The sequence below is a fragment of the Glaciimonas sp. GG7 genome, assembly GCF_052976905.1.
Genome location: NZ_JBRIIQ010000105.1, coordinates 1 through 13401 on the forward strand (window position 1 = coordinate 1; position 13401 = coordinate 13401).

14 protein-coding genes and 1 pseudogene are annotated in these 13401 nt (G+C 53.2%); 11 read left to right on the plus strand and 4 right to left on the minus strand.

Annotated elements, in window-relative coordinates:
* The first annotated feature begins 144 nt into the window (after positions 1–144).
* The 11 genes and pseudogenes from ACVBEF_RS17835 (at position 145) to tssA (ending at position 11266) form a co-directional block, all read left to right on the plus strand.
* Positions 145–2328, plus strand: coding sequence for a DNA polymerase III subunit gamma/tau (locus tag ACVBEF_RS17835; RefSeq protein ID WP_447125270.1), 2184 nt, complete (start codon positions 145–147; stop codon positions 2326–2328).
* Between the two features lie 95 nt (positions 2329–2423).
* On the plus strand, positions 2424–2744 hold the full coding sequence (locus ACVBEF_RS17840; protein ID WP_447125271.1) for a YbaB/EbfC family nucleoid-associated protein: 321 nt from the start codon (positions 2424–2426) through the stop codon (positions 2742–2744).
* 10 nt (positions 2745–2754) lie between these two features.
* Positions 2755–3066 carry an antibiotic biosynthesis monooxygenase family protein gene (locus ACVBEF_RS17845; protein ID WP_447125272.1) on the plus strand — a complete coding sequence of 104 codons (312 nt, stop codon included), beginning with the start codon at positions 2755–2757 and terminating at the stop codon, positions 3064–3066.
* A gap of 9 nt (positions 3067–3075) precedes the next feature.
* Positions 3076–3672 carry a recombination mediator RecR gene (gene recR / locus ACVBEF_RS17850; RefSeq protein WP_447125273.1) on the plus strand — a complete coding sequence of 199 codons (597 nt, stop codon included), beginning with the start codon at positions 3076–3078 and terminating at the stop codon, positions 3670–3672.
* 151 nt (positions 3673–3823) lie between these two features.
* Positions 3824–4867 (plus strand): ABC transporter substrate-binding protein, encoded by a 1044-nt coding sequence (locus ACVBEF_RS17855; protein WP_447125274.1) that lies wholly within the window; start codon positions 3824–3826, stop codon positions 4865–4867.
* Between the two features lie 147 nt (positions 4868–5014).
* On the plus strand, positions 5015–5848 hold the full coding sequence (locus ACVBEF_RS17860; RefSeq protein ID WP_447125275.1) for an ABC transporter ATP-binding protein: 834 nt from the start codon (positions 5015–5017) through the stop codon (positions 5846–5848).
* A 69-nt stretch (positions 5849–5917) separates the two neighbouring features.
* A complete protein-coding gene (locus tag ACVBEF_RS17865) occupies positions 5918–6769 on the plus strand; it encodes an ABC transporter permease (RefSeq protein ID WP_447125276.1) in 852 nt (283 codons plus the stop codon).
* A 200-nt stretch (positions 6770–6969) separates the two neighbouring features.
* Positions 6970–7338: pseudogene (locus ACVBEF_RS17870) on the plus strand (IS982 family transposase); the annotation flags it as partial.
* Positions 7339–7433: 95 nt separating this feature from the next.
* On the plus strand, positions 7434–9254 hold the full coding sequence (locus ACVBEF_RS17875) for a hypothetical protein (protein ID WP_447125277.1): 1821 nt from the start codon (positions 7434–7436) through the stop codon (positions 9252–9254).
* A 121-nt stretch (positions 9255–9375) separates the two neighbouring features.
* On the plus strand, positions 9376–10038 hold the full coding sequence (locus tag ACVBEF_RS17880; protein ID WP_447125278.1) for a formyltransferase family protein: 663 nt from the start codon (positions 9376–9378) through the stop codon (positions 10036–10038).
* An 88-nt stretch (positions 10039–10126) separates the two neighbouring features.
* Positions 10127–11266 carry a type VI secretion system protein TssA gene (gene tssA, locus ACVBEF_RS17885; protein ID WP_447125279.1) on the plus strand — a complete coding sequence of 380 codons (1140 nt, stop codon included), beginning with the start codon at positions 10127–10129 and terminating at the stop codon, positions 11264–11266.
* Positions 11267–11655: 389 nt separating this feature from the next.
* Here the strand turns inward: tssA and ACVBEF_RS17890 are convergent, their stop codons facing one another.
* From ACVBEF_RS17890 to ACVBEF_RS17905, 4 genes are all read right to left on the minus strand, one after another.
* Positions 11656–11970, minus strand: a complete 315-nt coding sequence (locus tag ACVBEF_RS17890) for a BrnA antitoxin family protein (protein ID WP_447125280.1) — start codon at positions 11968–11970, stop codon at positions 11656–11658.
* Positions 11930–12151: a BrnT family toxin gene (locus ACVBEF_RS17895; protein WP_447125281.1), complete on the minus strand. Its 222-nt coding sequence runs from the start codon at positions 12149–12151 to the stop codon at positions 11930–11932. The genes ACVBEF_RS17890 and ACVBEF_RS17895 overlap by 41 nt, the downstream gene beginning before the upstream one ends.
* Positions 12152–12349: 198 nt before the next feature.
* Entirely contained in the window at positions 12350–12661 is a 312-nt protein-coding gene (locus ACVBEF_RS17900) for a DDE-type integrase/transposase/recombinase (RefSeq protein WP_447125282.1), read from the minus strand.
* A gap of 309 nt (positions 12662–12970) precedes the next feature.
* A complete protein-coding gene (locus ACVBEF_RS17905; protein ID WP_447125283.1) occupies positions 12971–13261 on the minus strand; it encodes a hypothetical protein in 291 nt (96 codons plus the stop codon).
* Positions 13262–13401: the final 140 nt, after the last annotated feature.

The window sequence follows — 13401 nt, forward strand, 5'->3', positions numbered from 1 at the left end:
AGGCTCATTGCCAGCAACTGAGCGACGTCGGGGTCTAATGTCGGCATACGGTTACAATTCAGGGTCGGTTCTTAAAAACATGATGAGCGCTTCTCTAAGGTAAAATGCTGTCTGTATTTAACCGCCAGCAACGAGCCCGCCTCTATGTCATACCAAGTCCTTGCCCGTAAATATCGTCCCAGAAGTTTCGACACGCTAGTTGGTCAGGAACACGTCGTTCGGGCCTTGACGCATGCGCTGGAGCAACAGCGCTTGCATCATGCGTATTTGTTCACAGGGACCCGCGGCGTTGGTAAAACCACGCTTTCGCGGATACTTGCCAAAGCGTTAAATTGCCAGGGGATAGACGGCAACGGCGGTATTACTGCGCAGCCGTGCGGTGTGTGCGACGCTTGCATCTCGATCGATGCCGGTCGCTTTGTTGATTACATTGAAATGGATGCGGCTTCCAATCGCGGCGTCGAAGAAATGGCGCAGTTGCTCGAGCAGGCGGTGTATGCACCGTCGAATGCCCGCTTCAAGGTCTATATGATCGATGAAGTTCACATGCTCACCAACCATGCCTTCAATTCGATGTTGAAAACGCTGGAAGAGCCGCCCGATCACGTGAAGTTCATCCTGGCGACCACCGATCCCCAAAAAATCCCCGTCACCGTGCTCTCGCGTTGTCTGCAATTTAACCTCAAGCAGATGCCGCCCGGCCACATCATCAGTCATCTGGACAATATTCTCGGGCAGGAACAAATTGCCTTTGAAACACCGGCTTTGCGTCTGCTGGCGCAAGGCGCGCATGGTTCGATGCGCGACGCTTTATCGCTGACCGATCAGGCGATTGCCTACGCCGCCGGGACGGTCACGTTGGAAGCGGTGCAGGGCATGCTGGGTGCGCTTGATCAAACCTATCTGATACGCGTACTCGATGCGCTGGCGCTTAACGATGGCGCTGGGTTGTTGGCTGTGGCCGATGAAATGGCGATTCGTAGTTTGTCCTACAGCACCGCGCTGCAAGACCTCGGTACTTTATTGCATCAAATTGCATTGGCCCAAAGCGTCCCGGCTGCGTTGGCAGAAGATTTGCCTGAGCGCGAGGAAATCATTCGTCTGGCCGCAGCATTTGATGCTGAAGAAATTCAATTGTTTTATCAAATAGTCGTGCACGGTCGCAATGAGTTGGGCTTAGCGCCTGATGAGTACGCCGGGTTCTCGATGACGCTGTTGCGCATGTTGGCGTTTCGTCCGCAATCGGGCGATGACTCCGGTAGCCATTCGGTGAGCAGTCCTTCCGGATCGGCACCATCGCGTCCGTCCGCACCAGCGCCTGTTGCAAAATCACCGGTTCCGGTTCAGACCGCGCCACCAGCGGCGCGCTTGAGTAGTGCCCCGCAAGCGGCCACAACAAGCGCCCCGGTAGTGCCAGAGGGTGGTAATTTAACGCCGCGTATGGCTGCGATGGCCGCGTTGGCAGCGGCACGCGGCGGTGTTGCCAATGGTGCAGCCAGACGCCCGGCGGCGACTCCGCCACCAGCGCAGGCTTTGCCGCTAACTGTCGCCACGATGACTGTACCAGTGAGCAAGCCAGTGGTGGCGGTACAGCCGGGAATGGCTAAACCTGAAGCCCGTTCGCCTGTCATTTCTGCACCCAAAGCGATAGCCGCTCCATCGTCACTGCCTCCCTGGGAAGAGGAAATTCCACTCCCGATGGACTTGCAGGGCGACAACGTTGGATTGCGATATGAAGACGATCACGCAAAAGGCAGTGCATTTACTGGCCCAGATGTGGGAGAAACAAACCGTCCAGCCCAAATGCCATCAGCGTTGGCTAAATCAATTCCTGTCGATATTCCAATCGCAGTTCCGACCTCAGTTCCTGTACTAAGTATTGACTCCCGGCCATCTGAAGCATCAACAGAGGCCTACATATGTCATCCTGAGCCATCCCTCAACTGGGATGGTCATTGGCCAGCTCTGGCGGCTACCTTGCCCGTACGCGGTGTGGCCCATCAACTTGCGCAACAAAGTGAATTGCTGCACTTCGATAGTAGTGGTCCGCATATTCAGATGCATTTGCGTATCCCGCTTGAAACATTGCGTTCAGCAGGCAATGTAGACAAACTCACAGCGGCATTGGTCGAACGATTTGGTCGGACGGTGCGGATAGAAACAGAAATCGGTATCGTCCGTCATACCGCTAACGTCAGGGCACAGGCAGAGCAGGCGGAGCGGCAGCGCGTAGCCGAAGAAACTGCGAAAAATGATCCCTTCATTCTCAGTATGATGCGCGAATTCAACGCCAGGATCGTGCCGGGATCGATCCGGCCGCTGACGTAAAATAAATCAAATCATCCGTTAGCAAGTTGCTGTTTGCATGCATTTTTAATAATATTAAATACGATCACATCAATTAACAAAACAGGAGAAATACCATGATGAAAAACCAACTGGCAGGCTTGATGAAGCAAGCACAAGCAATGCAAGACAATATGAAAAAGGCGCAAGATGAACTGGCGTTGATCGAAGTGATCGGCGAATCAGGCGCAGGCTTGGTGAAAGTTGTGATGACCTGCAAATATGCAGTCAAGCGCGTCACTATCGATCCGTCATTGCTGGCTGACGAGAAAGACATGTTGGAAGATCTGGTCGCAGCCGCTTTCAATGATGCAGTACGTAAAGTAGAAACAACCTCGGCTGAGAAAATGGGTGGCCTTACTGCTGGCATGCCAGCCGGATTCAAACTGCCATTCTAAGTATCTGTCCATGATTCTCGAGGTTGCCACGCTCGATATTATTCCCGGTCAGGAAGCCGCATTTGAGGCGGCTTTCATGCTGGCGAAAAAAATTCTCGCTTCCATGCCCGGTTATATATCGCACGAATTACAGCGCTGCCTTGAGCGGTCAAATCGGTATCTTTTGTTAGTCCACTGGCAAACGTTGGAACACCATACGATGGGTTTTCTACCATCGTTTCAATATCAGCAATGGTGCAAGTTATTGCACCATTTTTATGATCCTGCCCCACCCGCTCTTCACTACGCCCCGGTTGGCCGGAAGATTTATCGTGGCTTCTAAGGTCTGAAAGTGAAAACTCCTAATAGCCTGGCTTTTTTAACAGAAGCATTGCGTCATCTGCCCGGCGTCGGCCCTAAATCGGCACAGCGCATGGCGTACCATTTGTTGCAACATGATCGCGAGGGTGCAGCATTGCTTGGTCGCGCGCTGATACAGGCGGTCGAACAAATTCAACACTGTTCTATGTGCAACACCTTCACCGAACATGAATTATGCGAAGTCTGCCGCGATCCTGAGCGCGACGCGACCTTGCTCTGCGTCGTAGAAACCCCGACAGATCAATTGATGATTGAGCAGACGCTCACTTTTAAGGGCCTGTACTTCGTCCTCATGGGCCGCTTGTCGCCCCTTGATGGTATCGGCCCCAAAGATCTGCAATTAGAAAAATTGATAGTCCGTGCCACCAACGGCGTCGTGTCCGAGGTGGTCCTGGCGACCAACTTTACCAACGAAGGCGAAGCCACCGCGCACTACATCAGCGAAACCATGAAAGCACGCGGCCTGCAAGTAAGTCGTCTGGCGCGTGGCGTGCCGGTAGGCGGGGAGCTTGAATATGTTGATGCTGGCACCATCGCAAGGGCTATGCTAGACCGGCGTGCAACCTGAAGTAAAAATATGATGTAGGCAAAATTGTCCCGGCAAGCCAGACTAACCAAGGCATTACAAAAGTAAGGGCAGCTGGGCGCAACGCCGTTGGGGCGATTTTGCGTAAGTACTAAAAATATAGTCGTAAAACCATGAGTAATGAGGAGACAACATGAAATTTAATTGGAAACAGTTCGCAATCGCGCTTTGCCTGTTCTTGGCGGGTTACCTGACCTTTAACAGCAAATTATTTGCCCAGACACTGCCTCTGGAAAAAACCAAAGTATCGATCGCAGTTGGCGGCAAGAATCTGTTCTATTACCTGCCATTGACGGTCGCTGAGCAACTCGGCTATTTCAAGGATGAAGGTTTGACGGTTGAAATTTCCGACTTCGCCGGTGGTGGTAAAGCCTTGCAGGCGTTAGTCGGTGGCAGCGCCGATGTGGTTTCAGGCGCATTCGAGCACACCATTAGCATGCAAGCCAAACATCAAAACATCACCGCTTTCGTTCTACAAGGTCGTGCACCGCAAATCGTGATGGCGGTCTCCAATAAGACGATGCCTGATTACAAAACGATTGCTGATCTGAAGGGTAAGAAAATCGGTGTAACAGCGCCCGGTTCCTCCACCAACATGATGAGTAATTTCGTGCTGGCAAAAGGCGGTTTGAAGCCGACCGACGTTTCCTATATCGGCGTGGGTGCATCAGCCGGTGCGATTTCGGCAATGCGTTCAGGACAGATCGACGCCATCGTTAATTTAGATCCTTTGATCAGCATGCTTGAGCAAAAAAATGAGATAAAAATTATTTCCGATACCAGGACTTTAAAAGAAACCAATGCGGTGTTTGGTGGCCCGATGCCAGCGGGGACTTTGTATGCTTCAGCCGACTTCATCAAAAAATATCCCAACACCACCCAGGCATTGACCAATGCGATGGTACGAGCGTTGAGATGGCTGCAAAAAGCCGGTCCGTCAGAAATCGTCAAAGCCGTGCCGGAAAGTTATTTGCTTGGGGATCGCGCCTTGTACATTGATGCCTTCATGAAGGTGCGCGAATCGATATCGCCGGATGGACTATTCCCCGCCGCTGGCGCTGCCACCGCGTTACGTACGCTGCAGACGTTTGATCCAAGTCTGGCCGACGCACAAATTGATTTGTCCAAAACCTATACCAATGACTTTGTAAAAAAAGCGGATATCAAATATAAGTAAGCGTTACTAGATAACTGAAATGAAACCACATCGCCCTGCACCGTATCGGAACGCAGGGCGATTTCGTTTTTGTTCAGGTGTAAATTACACTGCCATCACCCGGTCATATTTTTCATAGTATTTCTTTCGGCTTGCGCCACTTTTCTTATGACGACAATCTCTCCAGCGCCACCATTGCCAGCATTATTTCTGGACAATATTAGTTGTACCTTCATTTCAAAAGACGATCGTTCACAGCGCTACACCGCTGTCGCCGATACCACCCTGGCGATAGCGCCGGGTGAGTTTGTATCGGTAGTCGGTCCGACCGGTTGCGGCAAGTCGACGTTGCTCAACGTCGGTGCAGGGTTACTGCAACCGTCCACCGGCAGCGTCAAAGTGTTTGGCGAAACGCTGACAGGGATTAATCAACGCGCCGGTTATATGTTCCAGTCCGAAGCATTAATGCCATGGCGTAGCGCCTTGCAAAATGTCATCGCCGGTCTGCAATATCGCGGCATGGAAGACGCACAGGCCAAACAACTAGGCGAAGAATGGCTGGCGCGGGTTGGCTTGCAAGGCTTTGGCGATCGCTATCCGCATCAACTATCGGGCGGTATGCGTAAGCGGGTCGCGTTAGCGCAAACATTGATTCTGGACCCTGACATCATCCTGATGGACGAGCCGTTTTCAGCGCTCGATATCCAGACCCGTCAATTGATGGAAAACGAAGTCCTGGCATTGTGGGCGGCAAAAAAGAAAGCGGTGCTGTTCATTACCCACGATCTCGACGAAGCCATCGCCATGTCAGACCGCGTCATTGTGTTGTCAGCCGGACCGGGAACCCATCCGATTGGCGAATTTGTCATCGATCTGCCGCGCCCGCGTGATGTTGCCGAAATCCGCACCGATCCGCGCTTTGTTGAACTACATCAGCAAATCTGGAGCGTACTCAGGGATGAAGTCTTAAAAGGTTATCAGCAGCAGAAAAAAATCGCCTGAGGAAGAGATCGTTGGTGCGGTAAAAATAGTCAGGTATGGAACACATCAAAATAAAGAAGGCACGACATCATGTGGCAAGCAATTAAACCCAATTATAAAAATATGCGCCTCTATCAGGCGCTGGTACTGGTCATCTTTTTTGCGATCTGGCATCTGGTCACACGCAACCCGCAGACTGCATTTTTCTTCGGTGAGCCAGCCAAAGTTCTGGTCCGCGTCTGGCAATGGTTCACGGTTGGCAGCGGGAGTCTGGACGTCGGCTTTGGTGACGCAACCTGGTTTACGCTGACGTTCCCGGGAGAGATTTATTCGCATTTGCTGGTGACACTGACAGAAACCATGCTCGCCTTCGGCATTGGGACAGTCTTGGGTTTGGGCGTCGGGTTATGGCTCGCATTGTCGCCACTCACTTCAGCCATCCTGGACCCGTATATCAAAGCATCGAACGCCATGCCGCGCGTTATTCTGGCGCCGATTTTTGCGATGTGGTTTGGGCTGGGAATCTGGTCTAAAGTCGCTCTGGCGGTCACGCTGGTATTTTTTATTGTCTTCTTCAACGTCTATCAAGGCGTTAAGGAAGTCAGCCCGGTTGTCTTGTCGAATGCCCGCATGTTGGGCGCCAACCAGCGGCAATTATTGCGCACGGTTTATTTGCCATCGGCCACATCCTGGGTCTTCTCCAGTTTGCATACGTCCGTCGGGCTGGCGTTTGTTGGCGTCATCGTCGGTGAATATTTAGGCTCTGCGCGCGGGGTCGGTTATCTGATTTTGCAAGCCGAAGGGGCCTTCGATATCAACACCGTATTTGCCGGAATTTTAGTATTAACGGCATTCGCGCTGATACTCGATTCGGTCGTTGGCATGATCGAGAAGCGCCTGATGAAGTGGCAGCCGAAGAGTGGTGATACTGAGCGGTTGTAAAACCTCACAGTGAGTGCCACGAACAAAAACGGGAATATTCAGAGAGACTGAATATTGCCGTTTTTTTCAACTCAACCTCAGTTCGGGATAAGCCAATCCGAAGTTAAGTAAAAACCGTCTATAAAAAAGGAAGAGTTCCAAGCAAATTATCAGTGATTTTGTTTCGCGACAAATAACCGATAAAAAAACAAGGAACTCTCATGGATAATCTTACCGAGCTTTACTGTCAGGTGGACGATTTTAGCCAACAATTTGAGCCACAGCTGAATGCCCGACTGATCAGCGATGGCAAACGTCGTCGTATTCGCGCTAGCGGTTTGTCGCTGGCAGAACTGATGACATTGGTGGTGCTGTTTCATCAATTGCGTTACCGCCAGTTCAAGTCATTTTATTTGCATCATGTATGTCAGCATTTGCGGCGTGAGTTTCCAAGGCGGCCTTCCTACCAACGCTGTATTGAATTACTGCCGCGTTGTGCAGCGGCTTTCCCTGCTTTGTTTGAGACGCTCAAGGGGCAATACACCGGTATTTCGATTGTCGATTCCACGCCTATTCGTGTCTGCGACAATTTTATCTGGTGGCCGGCAAGGGCGGCTGGATGCATGAGACCGTGCTCAACCTCGGCAAGGTGCACGAGGGTTTACTCGAACGCATCAGCGCCAATGTGCTGTTAGGCCCGCCTGCGGCGCAGGATAGCAAACAGCTGGCGACCCAGGGCTTTGGACGTTTTGTCATCGCCTACCGTTCGCTGTCGACATCAAGCCGGATCAACGTTGGTGCTGCCGGTTTGGCCTGGACCGGTACCAGCGTCGGCTGGGCCTTTACGCCGGGGCGCCAGGCGCTATACAACGCGGTGACGGCACTGATGATGCCACCCTACATGAAGGCCGGTGCGGCACTCGATTTTGCCGAGGTGCCGCCCGGCTCCTCGATCGTATGGGATAAGGCGCAGCTCGAGCGTGCCGCTAGCCTGGCCGAGGCGCGCAAGGCGTTCCGGCAAGGTGCTTACACCACCTTGCCGACGGTGTTGCAGCAGCCTGCCAGTGCGCTGGTCGATCTGGCACTGGCTGCCAACGCCCATAGAACGTTGGCGCAAGCGCTGAGCGTGACGCCGGCTGAATTGCCCAGCACCGCCAGCGATGCCGAGCGCACTAGCGTGCTGCGAATCCGCGCCTGGCTCCAAGACATTGGGGCCATCGAGGTCGTGAGCGACATCGATGGCGTACTGACGCGCGACGCTCTGTCGCGCTTGAATCGCCTGGACGAGATTTTCAGCGCCGCCGAGGTGTTCGTTCTACGCGACGCGACCTTCCAGAGTTGGAAAGGTGAGAAGGGTGCTTTGATCGACGCCTTTGGTGGCGGGGACGCGGCCGGTCTGGGTGTCTACGTGGGGCAACAACAGGAATTCATTGATATCGTCAGCCATCAGGCCGAGGGTGTGCTGGCACAACTGACCGGCGTTGCAGCCGGGCCGCCAGTGGTGGCGCGCTGGCAGGCCATTGTGGCTGATCTACGGCGCTACCGGCTCAAGAGTCCGACCAGTTCGTTGATGGCGCTCGAACAGTTCATCGTCAACGGTAGCGCCGAGATCGACATCGGCAACTGCGCCGACAAACTCAGTGCGCGCCTGCCGCAGCGGCGCGCTGCCGACCCGTTTACCGAGCGCTTGCAAAGCCTGCAGAACGGCTTGTTGGCGCGCTGCCGCAGCCTGTTGACCAGTCGTTACAAGGACGATTGGGAGCATTTTGCCGACGCTTACAACCGCGATATGGGCAGACGCCTGCCATTCTCCAGCAGCGCTGCGATGCCAGCTGACCGTGAAGAGGTGGGCGCGGTGATGAAACTGTATGAGCGCGTCCGTGCTGCTAGCGCATTGGCCGAACGTGATCCTAGCCAGTCGGGTGCCCGTACCGAGGTGCGTAAGGTTGCCGGGCAACTGCGCCGCGTGGGCGATCTGCTCGCGCCCCTTTATCCGAGTGAAGAAGGGCAGGTCGGCGGGCTTGACGTGACAGTGCAGTTCCGGGCCAATGCTGCAGCCGAGGCGCAAGCCAACAAGATCATCGACTGGAGCCTGACCATCGGCAGCAGTACGGTGCGCTTGACCGAGCCGCCGCGCGCGCTGCGCTGGGAGCCTGGCATGCCGGTGCTGCTGTCGCTGCGCCTGGCGCGCGATGGCGATGTCGCGCCGGGCATTGAGCCAGGTCACCCAAGCATGAGCGTGGCCGAGCGTACAGTCAGCTTCCGCTTCGATGATCCGTGGGCATTGTTCAGCTTCATCAGCACCTATCGGGACGTTGTCGCGCCGGGCGATGATGGCCGTACCTCGCTGCTGCGCTTTGAGTTCCCGTTATTGAATACAGGGACCACGGCTCAGTTATCGGGCGCGAGGGCGCGCGTGTTTCTGCGCATTGGTGTGAGTGCGCCAGGCAAACATATTCCGCTGGCTTGGCCGCAGGCATTTCCGACCAAGGCACCACCTTGGTAAGAACTGACACTGGTCCGCAATGGACAATGATGCGCGGCAATGCCAGCCATCCCAGGTGGAGCTGACCGAATGAGCATGCAATCGGTATGTAACCAAAGGCAAGCCTACATTGAGAAGAAAAATGAGCACTAGCGATGAGATCGTCAGGATCGCAGTATTCGGCAGTTTTTACCGTGGCTTTCATGTCTTGAGCGAACTGCTCAAGGGCCCCTTCGGCGCGCGCGTCGAGGTTGTCGGCGTGGCCACCGACGATGTTAGCGCCAGCTTCGTCAGCCGTGAGCGGCGCGTCTGGGCTTATCCGCACTGCGCCTGTGAAGAGGCGATGGTTGAACAACTGGCTGCCTCGTATGGATTGGTTGCCTATAAAGGACGCGTCAAGACCGACGAGTTCTATCGCATCTATGAGAGCGAGTGGCGGCCCGACCTGTGCATCGCCGCCACCTTCGGCCAGCGTTTTAATGCCCGGCTGCACGGCTACCCTAAATTTGGTTTCTTTAATTTGCATCCATGTGTCGATGATGGCTGGCCGTCCGGGTATGCCGGGCCGAATCCGTTTCAGGCTTTACTCGATAACGGCTTGGACCACACTGTCATCGCTTTGCATGAAGTTGACGACGGGATTGATACGGGCAAATTGGTGGCCTTGTCTGAAAAAATCTACTTCCCGCCAGCCGCCTCAGTGGTGGATCTGCACAAGAGTACGTCGCCAGTGGCGGCCAAGTTCCTCGTGGAGCAACTCGGCAGGCTGATCACAGCACCAGCCAGGGATCATGTCAGTACTTAAACACTTCGCCGCCAACTTGCAATCAACCATACCGTGGTCGGGCCAGCGGATCGACACATCACACTGCTTCACTTGAAAAGATTCGCTTATGAATACCACTCATGATTCTCTTATTAACGCAGCCAACCAGATGGTTCTGGATACATTGTTGGCACCACTGTCGCCCGAAGCGCCGTGTGGTCCGGCGGCTCGGTATGATGCTGTGTTTACTGAAATTCGCCTGTTGCGCGAGGAAGACGACCCCAATTTGCCGATGGGACAGTGGGAGCGCCCGCTCAAGCATGCCGACTGGCAGCAAATCGAGAACCGCTGTACGGCCATGCTGACGACGCATTCGAAGGATTTGCAGATTGTCGTCTGGCTGGTCGAATCCTGGATGCGTCAGCGCGGTTTTATCGGCCTGTTGCACGGCCTGCAGATGCTCGACGCGCTGCTGCGCCGCTACTGGTTGCCGCTGCATCCCATGATCGACGATGACGGCGATTGCGAGGCGCGCTTAGCCCCGCTAGAGTGGTTAAATGAATCGCTGAGCATTAGCGTACGCGTGCATGCTGTGCTGTTGGTGCCGAGTGGCGGCAAGCCGCCGCACATCACACTGGCTGATTGGGAGCGCATTACGGCGCAGGAGATGGCAGCGGAGAATCAGCCGGACCGAAAAAAATCTGACATCGCCACGGTGGTACTCACCCGTTCCGACATTTTTACTGCGGCCCAGCAAATGGGGCCCGAACTGGCATTAACTGGCGCGGCGGTATGCCATAGCCTCGATTATTTGCACGCTATAGTCGCTCTGCTCGGGCAGCATTTGAAGGCTGAGTCACCTAACCTGGCCAAGCTACAAAATACGCTGGAAGCTGTCGGACGTGTCCTATTGCAGTTGCAACCCGAAGAAAAAGCAAGCGAGATGAAAAATAAACAGGACATTTTGGATAGCCAGTGCGCCGACGATGGCGGCGCAGCGTTATCGACTGACCTTAGTCCGGCTATGGCAACGGTGCCAAGCGCTGTTGTTGAGATCGCAAACTGGCGCAACCGAAGCGAAGCATACGCAACCCTGGAAGCGCTCGCGGATTATCTTAGCGAGGTCGAACCACATAGCCCCACGCCATTTCTGATCCGTCGAGCCGTCAACTGGGGACGCATGTCCTTGCCTGAGGTGATTGCTGAAATTATCAGAGAAGAGGGCGATTTGAGCCGGTTGTTAAATGTGCTGGGGATTCAATCTTAATGTCGGTGCTTTTGATTAAAACAACTATTCAAAATCAGTAGGAGCATCGCCGAATCGGCAGTGAACCTGGTCGTTAGCTACCGCATGGACAAACATCGCCAGATGCGCTGGACCGGCGAGGGGGCGCACTGCCTAGTGCAGGTCAGAGTAGCCATTCTCAATGGCTAACTATCGCCCACTAGTCTCAGCGTCTAGGTTAACATTTAACATCGCGTAACGCTTTGCGTAAGCCCTGCGCGAACGACAGCTCATTTGAACAGCACGGGTAGCCAACTATCACCTCCCCACCTTTTGCACGCTCTTCAAGAACTTGTGCAGACCTTGCATGCTAAGGCTGTAAGAACGGATTGATTCATTGGACATATAGTTAAAAATTATCGTTTTTACAACTATGCGCCTTTATGTGCCTTGACATAGGCTCGTAAAACGGCATTAATGCGCGTCTGGTAACGTGTCCCATGTGCCTTAAAAAAGGCTAGGACATCATCATCGACCCGCAAGCTGATTTGATGCTTCGTCGGAATTTTCATTTCTCGACTATGTTGCGCACGCGCAAACCAATCGTCCGTTAATTCAGGGGTCTCCGAATAATCAATCTGCTGGTCTTTGATCCCATCCATTCGCACTTTAGGTTCATTACTCAATTTGTGCGGCTTGCTTGGATCAAGCTCGAAGCGCACGATACTTTCTTTGCTCTCTTTCATTTGATTTCCTTGCTGAAATTAGCCTAATTGCCTCACCCCGCAGGGTGTACACCACCACAAACACATGGCCCTCGATCTCGCCAATGACGATGCGCCGTTCCTCGCCGTAATCTTTTCTACCATCCGGTTCATCGAGCCTGTCTGGATCAAAAAACACCAGCATCGCGTCTTCAAAGCTCACCCCCATGTTTGTTTAAATTGGCCTGCGCTTTGTCTGGGTTGAGTTCTATCTACATTACATTATGCAGATACATTTCTATGTTTAGTTCAATCAAATTTTTTGGGAGCGTCTCGAGAAACGGATCGTAAAGTACGTTAAGCCTTTCACCACGGACGTAGACGAGTGCAGTTAAAACCGGAGGCAGACGATAAGGCAGATTTATTGGAGCTTGCGGAAAAAGCGTTTCGCCGCCTGCCGGTTACGCTGGCTTTGCATGAGGATATCGAGCACATGGCCATCATGGTCGACTGCACGCCACAGGTAATGGTGCCTGCCCTTGATGGTTAGTACCACCTCGTCGAGATGCCATTTGTCCTCGCGCTTCGACTGACGCCGGCGCAGTTCATTGGCATATTCCTGGCCGAACTCAATGTCCCTTGGCGAATCGTCTCGTAGGTGACGATGATGCCCCGGCTGGCCATCAATTCTGCGATGTCGCGAAAACTCAGCGAAAACCGGAAGTAGAGCCACACCACATGGCTGATGACTTCGGGAGGAAAGCGGAAGCCGCGCTAAATTTGGGAATTTTTCATCCCGATACTTTACAAAAATTTGCCGGCTGCCGTAAGTTGACAGTACCGATCAGATTCGTAAAGTTGGCCGCCAGATTGATGAAACGTACGTAATGCGCTTAAAGTTCACACAAAAAAATCTTTGGGAAGATTTACCTATGGCTGTGTAAATCAAGAGTTCAGCCACTGATTTCGTCCGCTCTCCTCGATAGTTCAGGGATAATTTCCCAGCTACGTGGCTCGGCCTCGCGTACAGCACGATACCGCCTCAAAATTCGACCAGCCGCGCCAGCAGACAGAACAAACACCTGCCCATTCGCATTGTGTGTGCGACCAGCGGGCCACAGTAGTTGTTTGCAGCGACACGCCCCTGGCCGCGCTGATACAGCTTTTTCAAAACGTTAATCAGGTCTGCTTCTGTAGCCACAATTATCCCCTGGTTAACTAGCCGAATAGTAATGTTGATTGCAATATCTGTAATGGCATCTGCCACTTCGCTGGCGAAAGCATCACAAGTCACAGATGCATTTACATACTCGGCACTGATGCGGATGGCCACGTCGACAGCCGTTGCGAGTGCTGCGTCGAGCCGACATGCATCGATATAAACATACCTTGCGGCATCTCAACAACAAAATATAAGCGAAAAAAAAAAAAAAAAAAAAAAAAAAAAAAAAAAAAAAAAAAAAAAAAAAAAAA

Excerpts from the sequence above, each read along its gene's own strand:
- ACVBEF_RS17835 (WP_447125270.1), top strand. The coding sequence starts at position 145 with ATGTCATACCAAGTCCTTGCCCGTAAATATCGTCCCAGAAGTTTCGAC.
- ACVBEF_RS17890 (WP_447125280.1), bottom strand. The coding sequence starts at position 11,970 with ATGAAAGAGAGCAAAGAAAGTATCGTGCGCTTCGAGCTTGATCCAAGC.
- ACVBEF_RS17860 (WP_447125275.1), top strand. The coding sequence starts at position 5,015 with ATGACGACAATCTCTCCAGCGCCACCATTGCCAGCATTATTTCTGGAC.
- ACVBEF_RS17845 (WP_447125272.1), top strand. The coding sequence starts at position 2,755 with ATGATTCTCGAGGTTGCCACGCTCGATATTATTCCCGGTCAGGAAGCC.
- ACVBEF_RS17855 (WP_447125274.1), top strand. The coding sequence starts at position 3,824 with ATGAAATTTAATTGGAAACAGTTCGCAATCGCGCTTTGCCTGTTCTTG.
- ACVBEF_RS17840 (WP_447125271.1), top strand. The coding sequence starts at position 2,424 with ATGATGAAAAACCAACTGGCAGGCTTGATGAAGCAAGCACAAGCAATG.
- ACVBEF_RS17880 (WP_447125278.1), top strand. The coding sequence starts at position 9,376 with ATGAGCACTAGCGATGAGATCGTCAGGATCGCAGTATTCGGCAGTTTT.
- ACVBEF_RS17865 (WP_447125276.1), top strand. The coding sequence starts at position 5,918 with ATGTGGCAAGCAATTAAACCCAATTATAAAAATATGCGCCTCTATCAG.
- tssA (WP_447125279.1), top strand. The coding sequence starts at position 10,127 with ATGAATACCACTCATGATTCTCTTATTAACGCAGCCAACCAGATGGTT.